Annotated in this window: 17 protein-coding genes; 2 read left to right on the forward strand and 15 right to left on the reverse strand. The window is 42.4% G+C overall.

Going from position 1 to position 14,499, the window contains the following annotated elements; all coding sequences use genetic code 11:
- Window positions 1–154 precede the first annotated feature (154 nt).
- On the reverse strand, window positions 155–577 hold the full coding sequence (locus G589_RS22490; RefSeq protein ID WP_026509192.1) for a GtrA family protein: 423 nt from the start codon (window positions 575–577) through the stop codon (window positions 155–157).
- A 7-nt stretch (window positions 578–584) separates the two neighbouring features.
- Window positions 585–2,072, reverse strand: coding sequence for a radical SAM protein (locus G589_RS0113655; protein WP_022766317.1), 1,488 nt, complete (start codon window positions 2,070–2,072; stop codon window positions 585–587).
- A 162-nt stretch (window positions 2,073–2,234) separates the two neighbouring features.
- Here G589_RS0113655 and G589_RS0113660 point away from each other — a divergent pair, with 162 nt between their 5' ends.
- Both G589_RS0113660 and G589_RS0113665 read left to right on the forward strand, forming a co-directional pair.
- Window positions 2,235–2,819, forward strand: a complete 585-nt coding sequence (locus G589_RS0113660; RefSeq protein ID WP_026509191.1) for a TetR/AcrR family transcriptional regulator — start codon at window positions 2,235–2,237, stop codon at window positions 2,817–2,819.
- A gap of 86 nt (window positions 2,820–2,905) precedes the next feature.
- Complete coding sequence (locus tag G589_RS0113665) at window positions 2,906–3,859, forward strand: M14 family metallopeptidase (RefSeq protein WP_022766315.1); 954 nt, start codon at window positions 2,906–2,908, stop codon at window positions 3,857–3,859.
- 18 nt (window positions 3,860–3,877) lie between these two features.
- Here the strand turns inward: G589_RS0113665 and G589_RS0113670 are convergent, their stop codons facing one another.
- The 13 genes from G589_RS0113670 to G589_RS0113730 all read right to left on the reverse strand — a co-directional run bounded on the left by G589_RS0113670 (window position 3,878) and on the right by G589_RS0113730 (window position 14,498).
- Window positions 3,878–4,618 carry a DUF4198 domain-containing protein gene (locus G589_RS0113670; protein WP_022766314.1) on the reverse strand — a complete coding sequence of 247 codons (741 nt, stop codon included), beginning with the start codon at window positions 4,616–4,618 and terminating at the stop codon, window positions 3,878–3,880.
- A gap of 56 nt (window positions 4,619–4,674) precedes the next feature.
- Window positions 4,675–5,511: a class I SAM-dependent methyltransferase gene (locus G589_RS0113675; RefSeq protein WP_255344700.1), complete on the reverse strand. Its 837-nt coding sequence runs from the start codon at window positions 5,509–5,511 to the stop codon at window positions 4,675–4,677.
- A gap of 28 nt (window positions 5,512–5,539) precedes the next feature.
- The gene (locus G589_RS0113680; RefSeq protein ID WP_022766312.1) at window positions 5,540–7,171 is read right to left on the reverse strand and encodes an ABC transporter substrate-binding protein; all 1,632 of its coding nucleotides are present in this window, start codon (window positions 7,169–7,171) and stop codon (window positions 5,540–5,542) included.
- A gap of 32 nt (window positions 7,172–7,203) precedes the next feature.
- Window positions 7,204–7,968 (reverse strand): ABC transporter ATP-binding protein, encoded by a 765-nt coding sequence (locus G589_RS0113685; RefSeq protein ID WP_022766311.1) that lies wholly within the window; start codon window positions 7,966–7,968, stop codon window positions 7,204–7,206.
- Window positions 7,969–8,754: an ABC transporter ATP-binding protein gene (locus G589_RS0113690; protein ID WP_022766310.1), complete on the reverse strand. Its 786-nt coding sequence runs from the start codon at window positions 8,752–8,754 to the stop codon at window positions 7,969–7,971. It abuts the gene before it with no gap.
- Window positions 8,755–9,609 carry a nickel transporter permease gene (gene nikC, locus G589_RS0113695; protein WP_022766309.1) on the reverse strand — a complete coding sequence of 285 codons (855 nt, stop codon included), beginning with the start codon at window positions 9,607–9,609 and terminating at the stop codon, window positions 8,755–8,757. It lies immediately after the preceding gene.
- A complete protein-coding gene (gene nikB / locus G589_RS0113700) occupies window positions 9,602–10,546 on the reverse strand; it encodes a nickel ABC transporter permease (protein WP_022766308.1) in 945 nt (314 codons plus the stop codon). Before nikB ends, nikC begins: the two co-directional genes overlap by 8 nt.
- A gap of 433 nt (window positions 10,547–10,979) precedes the next feature.
- Entirely contained in the window at window positions 10,980–11,117 is a 138-nt protein-coding gene (locus G589_RS0113705) for a helix-turn-helix transcriptional regulator (protein ID WP_022766307.1), read from the reverse strand.
- Between the two features lie 176 nt (window positions 11,118–11,293).
- Entirely contained in the window at window positions 11,294–11,869 is a 576-nt protein-coding gene (locus G589_RS21310; RefSeq protein ID WP_155832553.1) for a hypothetical protein, read from the reverse strand.
- On the reverse strand, window positions 11,826–12,119 hold the full coding sequence (locus G589_RS0113715) for a hypothetical protein (protein WP_026495860.1): 294 nt from the start codon (window positions 12,117–12,119) through the stop codon (window positions 11,826–11,828). The genes G589_RS21310 and G589_RS0113715 overlap by 44 nt, the downstream gene beginning before the upstream one ends.
- Before the next feature lie 2 nt (window positions 12,120–12,121).
- Window positions 12,122–13,171, reverse strand: a complete 1,050-nt coding sequence (locus G589_RS0113720) for a replication initiator protein A (protein WP_026522539.1) — start codon at window positions 13,169–13,171, stop codon at window positions 12,122–12,124.
- A 21-nt stretch (window positions 13,172–13,192) separates the two neighbouring features.
- Complete coding sequence (locus G589_RS20050) at window positions 13,193–13,588, reverse strand: replication initiator protein A (RefSeq protein WP_022766303.1); 396 nt, start codon at window positions 13,586–13,588, stop codon at window positions 13,193–13,195.
- Window positions 13,578–14,498 (reverse strand): ParB/RepB/Spo0J family partition protein, encoded by a 921-nt coding sequence (locus G589_RS0113730; protein ID WP_026522540.1) that lies wholly within the window; start codon window positions 14,496–14,498, stop codon window positions 13,578–13,580. The genes G589_RS20050 and G589_RS0113730 overlap by 11 nt, the downstream gene beginning before the upstream one ends.
- Between the last annotated feature and the right edge of the window lies 1 nt (window position 14,499).

The raw sequence follows: 14,499 nt of genomic DNA on the forward strand, positions 1-14,499 counted from the left end.
TTATATCAAGGATTCCTGGACAGGTCTATCATGATTTACATGAAAACCAAAAAGATCTATCTTCTTTCCATCTTTGTGCATTGAGAACTTATGAGTGTTGCCAGAAGTATATATTTTTGTGGGGGGCAATGGCTGCCTCTTATTAGGTCACATCTCAAGGATGATGTCTATAAATAATCCTTGTACGAAACAGATAATTCCACCCAAATACTATGACTGATGCCATCATCTTTGCTAGCATTTCTCCGATTGAAAATTTGTTTATCAGCAGCCACATAATGATAAGGTTAAGAAAAAGCCCGCTGAAACATGCAAGGTAAACAAGCAGTATCTCACGCTTATTGTTTCCAGATGCCTTAAAGAGTATCATCCTGCCAACACACCAATTCACAAGGGTCGAAAACAGGAGTGCAATTATTGCGGCGATTGGATAATATATCTTCAGCAATTGATTCAATAAGAAAAAGAGTCCCCATTCAACAGCCGTTCCGCTCATGCCTGCGATACTGTATCGCATTATTCCATATAAAGTTTTGCTACTCTTTTTGTGTAAGGTTTTATTATTTACCAAATACATGATATTTTTACGCTCTTTTATGTATAGACCATTGATGTCTGGGTCTGTGCCTAAACGCAACGATATTTAGAGGCTTTTCGTCCTTTTTAGCATAATTCTCATACGCCTTCTTATAATGTTTCTGACCAGCCCAGATATCATCTGCAACAGCCCCCCACTCTTTAGCGTAATTATCGCATTTAGCACAAAGATGTTCAACGGTTTCCTCTGATTCTTCGTTTGTGCCATGGGCACCGGATCTTTCAACCATCTCCCTTAAAAGCTTAGGGTTTTCAAGCATAGGGCAAGGTCTTAAATGGTTCTTATTAAACGGCTGACCTTTGTGATACTCCATGAAAAGAGGGCTTTGAAGTATCCCAAGTATTGAATGAGTATGTATATTTGCATTGGAGAAGTGGATAAATACGCAAGGCTCAGCATCTCCATTTGAATTGATATGGAAGTAGTTTCTTCCTCCGGCTATGCAGCCGCCAACAGCTTCCCCATCGTTCTGGAAGTCCATAGGGAAGAAGCCAATGTCACACTTATCGCTTCTAAGGAATCGTATCTGATCCACCATTTTCCTTCTCTGTTCTACAGTAGGCATAAGCTCAGGAACAGCGTTATTTCCAACCGGCATATAGTGGAAGAAGAATCCGAATCTTGCACCTTTTTCGGATATAAACTTTATAAACTCAGGATCTGTGACTGCTTCAATATTCTGTCTTGTGTAGCAGATAGAAGTTCCATAGACAATTCCATACTTCTTGAACAGATCCATGGCATTCATTACAGCATCATAATGTCCCAGACCACGCCTTGCGTCATTAGTCTCAGGAGTTCCCTCAATAGAAAGCTGGAATGTGAGATTTCCAAGTCTTACAACTTCTTTACAGAAATCCTCGTCAACAAGTGTTGAGTTGGTATAGATAGAAAACTCAACATCATTGTGCTTTTCAGCCAGTTTCAATATATCTTTCTTCCTTACAAGAGGCTCTCCTCCTGTCATCATGTAAAGATATATTCCCAACTCTTTTCCCTGAGTAACGATCTTGTCCATATCTTCAAAAGACAGATTGTGCTTAGGGCCATAAGTACCTGACCAACATCCGGCACAGTGCATGTTACAAGCACTTGTAGGGTCAAAGAGAATAAGCCAGGGGATATTACATCCGTACTTTTCCCTATTCGCTCTGATCATTTTTGTACCTCTGAAAAATGCCTCATAGCCGAGATTGAGCATCATCATCTTTGCAACATGAGGATCTGTCTCATCTATTACTTGGTTCAGGAATTTCACCCATCTGTTATCAGGATTCTTAAATGCATTCCTTACCTTATCAAGGCTTTCTTTCCTGGCTCCATCTTTTCCCCAGAATTTTTCTGCCTGATCTACCAGTTTTAGATAAGTTGCTGTTCTGTTCTCTGATTTATCGAGGTTTGCAAGAAACTTGTCTATAAGCATACTGAACGCCTGCCTTTGTACTTTGTGAGAAATGTTTTTTGCCAATTCCATACTTGTTATACCTCCTCATGTGATGTTATAATTGTTCTGTTGTTACAAGTGTAACACCACAGTATAAAAGCTACAATGCCCATAGCATCGGACATTACAATAATACGTTTACGTGAAATGATGTTACATACTTGTTTTTTTTGTAACGTCAAAGGGGGAAAAGTGAAAAATTCAAAAGATTTATTAACAGAAATGCAGAAAAAAGAAGTTCTGAGAATGAATAACAAAGAGTCCAATCAGCTGACAAGAGAGTGTCTGCAGCTTTCACTTATGCATCTCATGAGTGAGCATCCGTACGAAAAGATTACAGTCAGTGATATCGTGCGCCGTGCCGGAGTATCCAGAACGGCATTCTATCGCAACTATACTGATAAACAAGATATTTTACATGAGCTTGGCGATAAAATGATAAGGCGCATAGCAGACATTAGTTCAAAACCGGAATTGCATGCGAACCCACACCAGTGGTTTGAAGATGTATTCCGTACTGTCCGCGAGGATAAGGATATACTCGCCCTGTTTGACCAGGCCGGAATCCTGCAGAGTGAGCTTTTTTCCGGCAAATCAATTTCAAAGCTTCTTTATCCTACAGCGGATACGGAGATCAATTATATCAGAATCGCCTCCGAAGCTGCATTTTTCCAAATACTAATCAGCTGGTTCAGGGATGGGATGAAGGAGGATGAAAAACAAATGGCTGATATCTGTGTGGATTTCTTTGAGAACAACATGAACAGGCTGCCATAAATAGTTTCCGCACTCAAATATCCCCCCTAGGGGCTTGTGAAGAGGTCTTTGTCATGCTAACCTTGCCAATGAAAAGAGGTATCAGCATGAATAACATTACCATCGCCGGCCATACTCTTGAGCCGGGCAAAACCATAAAGGACCACATTCACGTTGTCGGGACAGAGATACATATCCCCCACGTCATAATCTGCGGTGAAAAACCGGGTAAGACGGTCCTTATTACCGCCGGGATACACAATGCTGAATACGTAGGGATACAGGCAGCCATAGAGCTCTCCAATGAGATAGCTCCTGCTGACCTTACCGGCAATGTGATCATAATCCCCCTGGCCAACAGGTCCGGGTTCGAGAACAGAACCATGTCTTTAGTATTTGAAGATGGCAAGAACCTGAACAGGGTTTTCCCGGGAGACAAGGAAGGTACTGAAGCAGATCGCCTTGCTCATCTTCTGTTTGAGACTTTTATCAAGAATGTGGATGCCTACATTGACCTCCACAGCGGAGACGGATACGAGGCTCTCATCCCCTACGCATACTATGTCGGAGAAGCTCCTGCACATAAAGTGTCAAAAGAGATGATAGACTGTATCAACACTTCCTACTATGTAAGATCCACCTGTACTACCGGTGGTGCCTACAACCTGGCTTCCATGGCAGGAATCCCCAGCGTGCTTATAGAGCGTGGGCAGCTCAGTCTTTGCCCTCCCGAAGAAGTCCAGGCCGACAAAGAGGATGTTTACAATATTCTGAGATGCTTAGGATTACTTGAAGGAGAATATAAGACATACCCAAAGACAGAGCTTCGGGAATTAAGCGACATCGCCCCATGTACCGGCTGCTGGTATCCTTACAAAAAAGTTGGCGATAAGTTTAAAAAGGGAGAAAAGCTCGGAGAAATCCGGGACTATTTTGGAAAGACGATCCACACTGCCATCGCGGAAAACGACGGTGTTCTTACCTATCAGACAGCATCCTTAAGCATCATCAAGGATGGTCCGATGGTAACATACGGTGTAATACAAAAGGATGCAGGCTGACTGCATCCTTTTAGATTTTTACCTTTTTACATAAGTGAAGGTTGAGGCAACTCCCTTGCCCTCGTAAATACCTTCGATACCTTCATCAAGATCTTTTCTTGTTACTGCCATGTAGATTCCCTTTTTCTCAACGTTAAAGAAGATCTTTCCATTCTCATCAGTATTCAAAAATCTTTCAAAATACTCTTTTCCATCGTAGTGGACTACGATGCAGGAAGCACTCTTAACAGGGAACTTGTCAAAGATCAGTGTGAGATGAAGCACATCTGTGTCGCTCTCCCAGGGGTCAGGAATGAAGCTCACTCTGGACTCGTGGATGAAATCTATTGTGCCGCTCTTCTCTCCTACAGTGATGCAGGTCTCGTAAATCTGTGGATAGTTCTTGGCTTCAAGGATGTCAGGGTATGTTCGCCTGTCGCCTTCAAAATACTCGTCCTTCTCATTCCTTACATAGTTGTTGTCGTAGATGCACATCAGAGTATAAATCCCCGTAGATGTGGGAGTAAAACGAAGCTCATAGTAATCTCCCTGCTCATCAACCGGGCCCTTTACAGGGGTGATAGCAATCCTGTTGCCCTTTTCATCTGTGGCAAAGGCCCTTATCTCATCAAGGCGGAAGAACCCGTCAGGTCTCATATTGTGGCCCCACCTCATTATTCCGCAGACTTCTTCTCCCAGCTCATATACTGATTTATCTGTTACGATCCAGGCCTCATGCCCGTATACCATCATATCTGTTGTATCTATTCCGCGTCTCATATCTATATACCTCTTCCGATTTTAATATTCATCCATGCCATTTAGCACAGGCAATATCAATTCTCCCCAGACTTCTGTGCCTTTATAAGGAACATCCGATCCGGCATATAGAACTCATCCTTCTCGCCGTAGAGCCTGTCCCCTGCGCCAAGGTCAGTTTCTATATTCTCGAAACCAAGCCCTGCAAGAACTTCCTTATCCCACTGTGGTCTGTCCAGTGAACTGATAGTGAGCATGTGATAGATCTCATGGCACTCTCTGTCCATTGATTCGCTGACCTTTTTGTGGGCCAGGTTATCCTCCTGATTGTAATGATGGAACCCCTTGGCATATTCCGCGTCATAAATCAGCAAAATTCCCCCGGGCTTTAGAACCCTCTGCCATTCCTTATAAGCTTCTATCGGATGTGGCAGAGTCCAGGTGAGATTCCTGCTGACTACTACGTCAAAGCTCTCATCCGGAAAATCAGGGTGTTCCGCGTCCATGACCATGAGTTTAGCGCTAGAGTCATGCCTTTTCAAAAGATCCCTGCCCCGTTCTATCATGTCCGGAGTAAGGTCAATCCCTGTCACCTGGCAGGCAAAATCAGACAGAACCATTTCAAAATATCCTGTTCCGCAACCCACATCCAAGACAGAAAGCTTGTCCTCTTTAGAAAAGTATCTCAAAAACTCCGCCTGCCAGAGCTGCCTCTTATAGCTGTGGATCTCGTCATGCCTCTGCTCCGAAAAGCTCTCAGACCTTTTTGTCCAATATGATATTACTTTATCCTTGATCTCCTCTGATTCTTCTTCAAAAGAGATTTTTTCTAATTCACTCATATATACAGTTTCCTGTCTATCACAAATCGCATAAACATTGCAAATTTTAATAGAAAAAACAGAGGATGGCAAATGCTATCCCCTGTTTTTCAAACCATCATTAGTTAATATCAAGGTCTGCTGTTACTTCATAGTAGTCACATGCATGTGCTGTCCATCCTGTAACGTTTGACTTGGATATCATGTTCATCTGAAGGAATGAGCAGAATACATAAGCATTTTCGTCAAGAATTGCCTGCTGAAGATCAATTGCAAGCTGAGCACGCTTCGCAGTATCAAACTCTGTTGAAAGCTCTTCGATCATAGCACTTACTTCTTTATTCTCATATGCACCGAAATTATAGCTCATTTCCGGCAGGCAGCTTGTTGTAAAGAAGTACTGAGGATCTCCTGAAGGTGCTGTTACAAGTGCAGATGCGTAGATATCCCAGCTTGTCATATCTGCAAGGAATTCACGCCTGTTCGCTGTACAGTTGATATCAACCTCTATTCCAATATCCTTAAGAGAAGCCTGTGCTGACTCTGCAAGAAGCGGAAGCTCCTGGCGGCTAGGATATGTGAGCCATCTAATAGTAAGCTTTGTACCATTCTTTTCACGAATGCCATCTCCGTCAGAATCAACCCAGCCGGCTTTCTCAAGCACAGCTTTTGCTCCTTCTGGATCATAATCTTCTGTTGTGATCTTATCACCACCGAAGGTTGAGAAACCATCAGGGAAAGCACCATGGCCTACAACACCGTGTCCGTCAAGCAGATTGTCAACAAAGCCCTGCTTGTTGATGCCCATTGCGATTGCTTTTCTTACCGCATCATCCTTTATAATGTCACTTGTCATGTTCATTGAGCCAAAGAAAGCTCTTGATGTCTGGATACTTGAGAACTGATAATTACCATTTTCGAAATTAGGATATGCCTCATAAGCCATACCATAAGCAGCATCAATATCACCTGCCTGAAGAGCTGCAGAAAGTGTGTCACCATCTGAAAGAGTACGGATGGTAAGCTGACTGAGCTTAGGCGTTCCATTCCAATAATACTGGTTGGGTTCAAGTGTGAGGTGATCATCTGTTACCATATCCACAGCAACATAAGGGCCGGTTCCAACAGCCACTCCGGCATCAAAATCAGAAGCATCAACATCAATGATACATCCGTAAGGATCACCAAGATAGTTCATAAGTGCAGGATTAGGTTCTGATGTTGTGATTGTAAGAATCTGTCCCTCTGCCTTAATGTCAGCGATCTTTGTATCACTGGGTGCACGATCGTGGTTCTCAAGAAGGTGTTCAAAGCACTGCTTTACAGCTTCTGCATCCATATCACGTCCACTGGAAAACTTTACTCCATCCCTGAGTGTGATGGTCCAGGTGAGATTTCCATCGTTTTCCCATGCAGTAGCAAGCCAGGGCTCAAGCTCCATGGTATCGGTATAGTGTACCAGTGTCTCGCCTACACCATAACGAATGCATGGCCATCCATTGTAGGTCCTGTGAGGATCTATCGTCTCCTCCCAGTTCTCAGCGTTAAATGTTGTGTCACCTATGACCATAGTCTTGGCAACATCAGATGTCGTCTCTGAAGTGTTTGCAGAGGTATCTGCTGCCACCTCTGTCTGAGCATTTGTGTCAGTGGAAGTAGTGCTCTCCACAGCCGTTGGGGTGCTCTTGCCACAGCCAATGAGCATTGTCATAGTCAGTGTCAGTGTCAAAAACACAGATAAAGTTTTTTTCATCCTTTCTTCCTTTCTTCACTTTTTCATAATATTTACAAAACGCTATCAATAAGTCGTCTTGTATACGCATCCTTCGGGTTCCGGATTATCTCATCCGGCGTTCCCTGCTCTACTAACCTTCCCTTGTAAAAAACAAGTACCCTGTCGCAGAATTGCTGAACCAGCGCAATATCATGACAGATAAATAAAATAGAAAGCTCCTCCCCGTGCTCCATTCTGAGCTTATTCAAAAGCTCAAGTATTTCTTTTTGTATAGTTACATCAAGAGCTGATGTAGCTTCATCGCATATAAGCAGACTCGGCTTTATTGCAAGAGCTCTTGCTATTGCAGCCCTCTGACACTGTCCACCGCTGACCTGATGTGGATAACGGTCCGCAAACTCCTCGGACAGGCCACACTCAGAAAGTAGTTCAATAACTCTTTTTCTGGCATCCCTTTTGGAAAAGTCGTTATTTCTGAGGCTCTCACCTATGCCATCACCAAGTCTGCATCTTGGGTCGAAGGACTCTTGCGGGGTCTGAAAAACCATCTGCATCTTTTTATAAACCTTCCGCAGCTCTCTTCCTGACGCCTTTGTAATATCCTCGTTATCAAGAATAATGGTGCCCTCCGTCGGATCGAGAAGTCTTGATATCATATTTACGATAGTTGTCTTTCCGCTACCACTCTCACCGATTATTCCAAGGCACTCGCCTCTCATGAGCTCAAAGCTGGCATGATCAACTGCCACAAAATCGTCTTTCCCATTGCCGGAAAAAACTTTGGTGAGATTATCAACCTTTAGAATAGGATCCATCTATGCTCTCCTCAACCTGGGTACTGCATCCATCAATTTTCTTGTATATTCTTCCTTTGGATCTGTGATGACCTGTGAGGTATCTCCGTATTCCACCATTTTTCCATCCTTCATAACAAGAACCTTGTCGGCCATAGCTCCTATAACACCGATATTATGTGTCACCAGCACAATCGTTGTTCCAAAGTTATTCCGAGCCATAAGCATTTCGTCAACAACCTGCTTCTGAACAGACACGTCAAGAGCAGAGGTTGGCTCGTCAGCAAAAATAATACCGGGATTTGAAAGCAGGGCAACTGCGATCCCGACACGCTGCTGCATACCACCCGACAATTCAAAAGGATAACTTTCCAGTATCCTGTCTCCATCCTCAAATCCTATCTTGCTGAATACATTGATAGCTCTTTTCCTGAATTCTTCCTTAGTTATGCTCTTGTGTTCAGTCATACTCTCATACAACTGAGCTCCTACTGTTCTGATTGGGCAAAAAGCACTTCCTGAGTTTTGGAATATCATCCCCAGTTCCTGACCATTTAGCTTGCGTATTTCAGCCTGAGAAAGATCTGCCAGATTTATATCCTTATAATAGATATCTCCACGGGTAACAAGGCCTGCATCTCCCAATAGTCCCATAGCCGCTTTGATCAGTGTAGACTTGCCTGAGCCGCTTTCTCCTACAATACCAAGAATCTCTCCCTGATTCACAGAAAAGCTGATATCACTTACAGCCTGCATGCCGTTATAAGAAATATCCACATGTTCGTATCTTAAGATCGGATCACTCATTTATCTACCTCCCCTGCTTCTGGGGTCTGCATAATCTCTGATGGTATCACCAAGAAGATTGAAGACCATAACGGAGATAAAAATAGCAAATCCGGGTGATAGAGTAACCCATGGGGCTGTTGTCAGAAGGCTTCTGGTATCGCTCATCATACTACCCCATTCAGCTGTAGGAGGCTTCGCTCCAAGTCCCAAAAAGCTTAGTCCTGCAAGCTCCATCATCATTGTTCCTATATCAAGCATGGAGGTTACAAGTATGGGACCGATAATATTGGGCAAAATATGTTTAAAGATTATCTTTACGGTACTGCTTCCTGACAGCTTGGCCGCCTTAAGGTATGGCGTTTCTTTTTGCGCCAGCGTCTGGCTCCTGGCTATTCTGGCATACTTAGGCCACGATATCGCAGCAAGGGCAATAATGGCATTTTGCAGACCACCGCCAAGTACACCTGCAACAGCAAGTGCAAAAACCAGTCCCGGAAATGCCAGGAACATATCAGAAATACGCATGAGCACAACATCAATAAATTTGCCATGCCAACCACAGAAAACTCCAACGCAGGTTCCAATGGCTGTTATGATGGCAACCAAAAGAAGTGTTGAATAAATGCTGGCTCTGCTCCCGACGATAACTCTTGAAAGCATATCTCTTCCATAACGGTCAGTTCCAAATAAATGCGCAGGAGTGGGTGCTGCCTTGGCATTGTTAAGATCCTGAATGTATGGATCATAAGGAGTCAGATACTCTGCGAAAATGGAAGCAAGCAATAGAAGTAATGCCAGCACGCCAAATATGATCAGGCGGGTTCGCACTGAGTTTTTTCTGATTTTCTGTTTTCTTACTGTTACTTCAGGCATCTTCACTCACCCCCAGTCTTATACGTGGATCAAGGGCATGATAGAGAAGATCCGTAATAAGGTTTACGCAAACATAAATAATTGCCATCCAGACAACATAAGCCTGAATCAGCGGGTAATCACGCATTGTAATGGAGTCAACTGCCAGCTTTCCAACTCCGTCCCACATGAAAATGCTCTCTATTATTGCAGTACCTCCAAGAAGACTGCCTATAGAAAGTGCCAGAAGCGTAATGATTGTAAGCATCGATGATTTAATGACGCTCTTCCAAAGGATTACATGATTTCTTACACCACGGGCTTTGGCTCCCGTAACGTAGTCTTTGTTCAGTTCCTCAAGAACCGTTGCCCTTACCTGCCTCATATACTTGGCGGACATAGCTATGGCCAGTGTCAGCGTCGGCATGATGGCGCTTCTTAAGGTAGTGCCGTTGGATATAACAGGAAGCCATCCCAGTTTAATCGAAAGCAGCTGCATAAGCAGTAACGCCACAAAGAAATTGGGAAGTGAATTACCTATAAAACTTAAGAATCTGAGAATATAATCAACTATTCTGTCATGATTGACCGCTGCCAATACTCCCAGCGGAATGGAAATAAGAATTGTAGCAATAATTGACAGTAACGTTAAAAGAAGCGTTGCCGGAAGCTTGGCTACAAAAGTGTCAAACACGTTCTTTCCGGACACGTAACTGACACCCATATCTCCCCTAAGCATTCCGGTAAGCCACGAGAAATACTGCTCAATAAAGGGCCTGTCCAGTCCCAGTTCAGCCCTCTTTGCATCGATGATCTCCTGCGCAACCGCGCCTTTATCGCCATACAATTCAGTTATTGCATCGCTTCCTGCAATTCTCATCATAGCGAAGGAAAGCAGAGTAATACCAAACAACACAGGTATAAGTTGAATCAATCGATGAATCACGTATTTTTTCACTATATAATCTCCCTCTGACCATAAATAATCAGCCCATTATGATTATATAATCTCAAAACACTAGCTGTAACCCCGTAGGGGGGTTTTATTGTATTAACAAAATATTAACTTAACATAAACGATATATTATTCCTTAACACATCGCAGAACAAATTAAGTTTGCTGTAATCTTCTCACTCTCAGTCAGCGGTTTAAATGTTCAATTAGCATAAAGCTTGTCCATTACCATCATCGGTATCTTTTCGGATAAGAATCATTCATAATCCGCCATGACCAGATTAGTGCCAGCTTAATACCCCTTAACATATTATTCATTTCATCCTCTAGTAAGGATACAGATTTTTCAGAATGCCAGCTGAAAAATCACGTTGATTGTCACCATTAAGAGAATACCCAAGCATATTGCTGTAAGTGTGGGCTGTAGTCTGCATCTTTAACTATGTGAAACTCCCTTCTCCCACCGGGACACAGCCTTGTTAGTTACTCCCAGCAAATCTCCTAATTCAGTTTGTGTATAACCCTTTCGGATCCGAGCCTCTTTAATGAGCTTTCCAGTTTTCTCTTTGTCCACAGATTAGCCCTCCTATAACAAAGATGCTATATTTCTGTTGAAAGCGCAATCTATTGTAGCGAGAATCCACATTTTAAGCATGATTGGTGTGTTAGATTTAACTCAACAATTCATTAAATATATGCTATCATTTTCGATTTGCGTTTGGTGCAAATTTTATAAATATCCTGTAAATTTTATGCTGCCATTGGCACCTGCCTCTTATGGACGAGCTCATACAGTTCAAATGCCAGCGCCTCTGCAGCCTTGAAGTCCTTTATCTTCTGTCCTCTGACCTGCCATAATCTATAATTGTCACAATATATCCCCCAGCTGTCATATCTCCCTCTCACAAGAGTAATGTATGTCCCCTTGTATTTTTTGCTGTATGTGCCCTTTGCCGGATTATATTTCCAGGGCTTTTTCAGAAAATTCTTCTTGCGAAGAAGCTTGTTCTTAAGGGCATTTTCATTTTTCCTTGGGCTCTCATAATCTCCAGACATCTTCTCCGCACATACACAGCCCACCCTAAGTTCTCTGAAATAACTTTCATGCCTCATGATGTGAACATACCGGATTTTCTCATTTCCGCACATTTCACACTGCTCATAATCAATTTCATCGCTGGACGAAGCTCCATCCCCAACATCAATTACTCCTTCACACTTCCAGCCACTGTGCGGTACTCCCTTAACATCCCATAAATTCATCGCTATCTCCCCCTCTTCTTCAAGACGCCAGTATATTGCTGAGTTTGTCTGTAATATCCTCAATCGCAACACCCACTGCAACCGCGCCAAAAGTCACAAGGAATGCCGCAAAAGAGAATGCAACTCCCATAAACACTGCATCCCACATTTTCATACTAATGTACATCACGATTATTCCCAGCATCAGCAAGTAAAACAGACCAAGAATCAAACAGCCGATCTTGGACAGAACACCTACCCAACTCTTGATAAAGCACATGATCAAAAATACCGGAAACAATGCAATTTTCAGTAAAAGCTTTAAGATAAACATAATCAACCCTCCATCAATTCTTGATTTTCAGTTACGCCGAAGCCATATCTCATACCATGATTGACTTCAGCAGTTATCTGTGCAACGTGTGTTGTAGACACGTTATACAGCATCGTCAGCAAATATGCTCTCGGATTCTTTGGCACCTCAGTAAGGTTTTTCCAGCTTGCTACAACATCCTCGATGAGCATGTTGTTAAGCTTCATGAATCTCCCCTTTACCGAGTTGGTTTCCCTTTCTTCACTTCCAACCCATATCTTTGGGCGGTTTGAAGTGAGAACGTCAACCAAAAGATCCTCTATACCCCTTATTATCCCTTCATCGTCAGGGAATCTCTCACACAGTACATCAGTCCCAATATCCTCTCTGACATAAGCTCTTGTTGCCTTTTCTTCATCCTCTGATTCCATCCCATCCATCTGCGAAGCCATACTGTTACTGGGATAGATACGGATAAGATTATTATTATAATTATTTTTATTAATATTATTTTTATTAATATTATTTTTATTACGTCCCAATTCCTGGTACTCTGGAGAACCAAGACCAGTGACTTCCAAGTCCCGATTCTGACCTCGGCGGTTCAATTCCTGGTATTCAGAAACATCCTCTTTTTGGCTTGAATCACAAATTGTGAACTTATGGGCTTTTTCCAATTTTTGGTTTTCAGACTCATTTGCATCCACGTTATGTTCTGCTTCAACTATTCTCATGACATAAATACGTGATGGCTTTCCCTGTCCCATCTTCACACGCTCTATCAAACCAATCCCTTTTTCAGAATCCAGTTCGTCAAAAAGCTTATATACTGTATTCTTACTTAATCCCGTTGCCTCATGAACATCTTCCCAATCGTAGAAAACATAGGTTTTTCCTTCCTTATCCACCATGTTATTGATTGCAGAAAGCTTCATTCTGTCCAATAGTAACGCATACAGATATCTTGCATTGACCGATACCTTGTTCAGCACAGGATCACTGTGAAAACATTTGGGAATTGCCATATAGCTGTTTGATATCGGTTCCCTCCCATTAAAATACTCAAATTTCATTTTATTTCTTCTCCCCCTTCCCTATTCCAGAGATGCAATTTTTGCACCTCTGGAACAGCTTTCATCATCCTTGTAAATAAAGTTCTTCACGTAGTACAGATTAGGTTTTCCCTGACCTCTTATACAGATATCAATAATTCCGATATCTTCCAATTGCTTCAGTGCTGTGCTGATTGTTCTTGTTGAAAGTCCTATATCTTTATGCATCTGTTCAAGTGGATATACCACGTAAAGCCTACCTTCTTCATCCCGCCAGCCGTTTCTATTTGCCAGCCTTATCCTTTGTAGCAGGATTCCATATACAACCTTTGCTTCTATAGACAGTGGTTCAAACGCATCGTCAATAAACATAAGCAGCGGAATTTCTACCATGGCATACTGGAATGCCTGTCGTCCGTAATGATAATCAAGTTTCATCTGCCATTTCCTCCTGTTCTTCCTTCCACTTTGCAAGAAGCTCAAGGATAATCTTTTCACGCTCCCTTGAAGGCATATGGGAAGGGAAATACTTATTTAATTTTCTTTCTGACAATGAGACCTTTCCGTTTGTTTTAGGCTCAGGCAACGCACTGTTCAAAACCTGTATAACTGGGTACTGTTGCATATTTTCAAGATTCTTCTGCGCCTTAAGTGCTTCTATCTGTTCTGGTCTGAGAATGCCATTTTCTTTTCGGTATTCATAGATCCACTTCTGAACTTCCTTATCAAAGAAAGAAATATCATATCCCATTCCTATTGAAATTACTTTTTCATCAACCATCTGCATCAGTTCAGGAATCAGATCTGTGAGCTTTACATATTTTCTGACCTGCCTATCTCTAAGACCAAATTCTTCACCAACGGCATCGCCAGTCAACTTTCGGCACTCAGTACCAGAAGTATCTTCGAGGTCAGTTCTTCTTCCCTGTCGCTTAACAACATCCATCTTCATTTTCAGTGAGTATGCTCTTTCACTAGGCAAAATCTCTTCTCTTTGTACATTGGAATCAACCATAACTATTACCGATTCATCATCTGTCATTTCCTTTACAATTGCCGGCACAACCTCAAGCCCCACTAATTTAGCGGCATGCATCCTTCTGTGACCTGAAACCATTTCATAACCGCCCTGGTTGTCTGGTCTTACAAGAACCGGAGACAAAATACCATTAGCCTTGATACTCTCTACAAGTTCCGCCATCTTATCATCATCAACCACCTTAAAAGGGTGATCTTTAAATGGATGTATCTTATCAATCCTTATTTCTTCTGTACCATCTTTAATTGAAGGAGCTCCAAGAAGCTCATCTACTGATTCAAAATGTATCTTTTCTCTTTTAGCAGCCATA

This window comes from Butyrivibrio sp. VCB2001 (assembly GCF_000423965.1).
Classification (GTDB): Bacteria; Bacillota; Clostridia; order Lachnospirales; family Lachnospiraceae; genus Butyrivibrio.

Excerpts from the sequence above, each read along its gene's own strand:
- G589_RS0113655 (WP_022766317.1), bottom strand. The coding sequence starts at position 2,072 with ATGGAATTGGCAAAAAACATTTCTCACAAAGTACAAAGGCAGGCGTTC.
- G589_RS0113715 (WP_026495860.1), bottom strand. The coding sequence starts at position 12,119 with ATGTTTATCTTAAAGCTTTTACTGAAAATTGCATTGTTTCCGGTATTT.
- G589_RS0113720 (WP_026522539.1), bottom strand. The coding sequence starts at position 13,171 with ATGAAATTTGAGTATTTTAATGGGAGGGAACCGATATCAAACAGCTAT.
- G589_RS20050 (WP_022766303.1), bottom strand. The coding sequence starts at position 13,588 with ATGAAACTTGATTATCATTACGGACGACAGGCATTCCAGTATGCCATG.
- G589_RS22490 (WP_026509192.1), bottom strand. The coding sequence starts at position 577 with ATGTATTTGGTAAATAATAAAACCTTACACAAAAAGAGTAGCAAAACT.
- G589_RS0113730 (WP_026522540.1), bottom strand. The coding sequence starts at position 14,498 with ATGGCTGCTAAAAGAGAAAAGATACATTTTGAATCAGTAGATGAGCTT.
- nikC (WP_022766309.1), bottom strand. The coding sequence starts at position 9,609 with ATGCCTGAAGTAACAGTAAGAAAACAGAAAATCAGAAAAAACTCAGTG.
- G589_RS0113685 (WP_022766311.1), bottom strand. The coding sequence starts at position 7,968 with ATGGATCCTATTCTAAAGGTTGATAATCTCACCAAAGTTTTTTCCGGC.
- G589_RS0113690 (WP_022766310.1), bottom strand. The coding sequence starts at position 8,754 with ATGAGTGATCCGATCTTAAGATACGAACATGTGGATATTTCTTATAAC.
- G589_RS0113680 (WP_022766312.1), bottom strand. The coding sequence starts at position 7,171 with ATGAAAAAAACTTTATCTGTGTTTTTGACACTGACACTGACTATGACA.
- G589_RS0113670 (WP_022766314.1), bottom strand. The coding sequence starts at position 4,618 with ATGAGACGCGGAATAGATACAACAGATATGATGGTATACGGGCATGAG.
- G589_RS0113665 (WP_022766315.1), top strand. The coding sequence starts at position 2,906 with ATGAATAACATTACCATCGCCGGCCATACTCTTGAGCCGGGCAAAACC.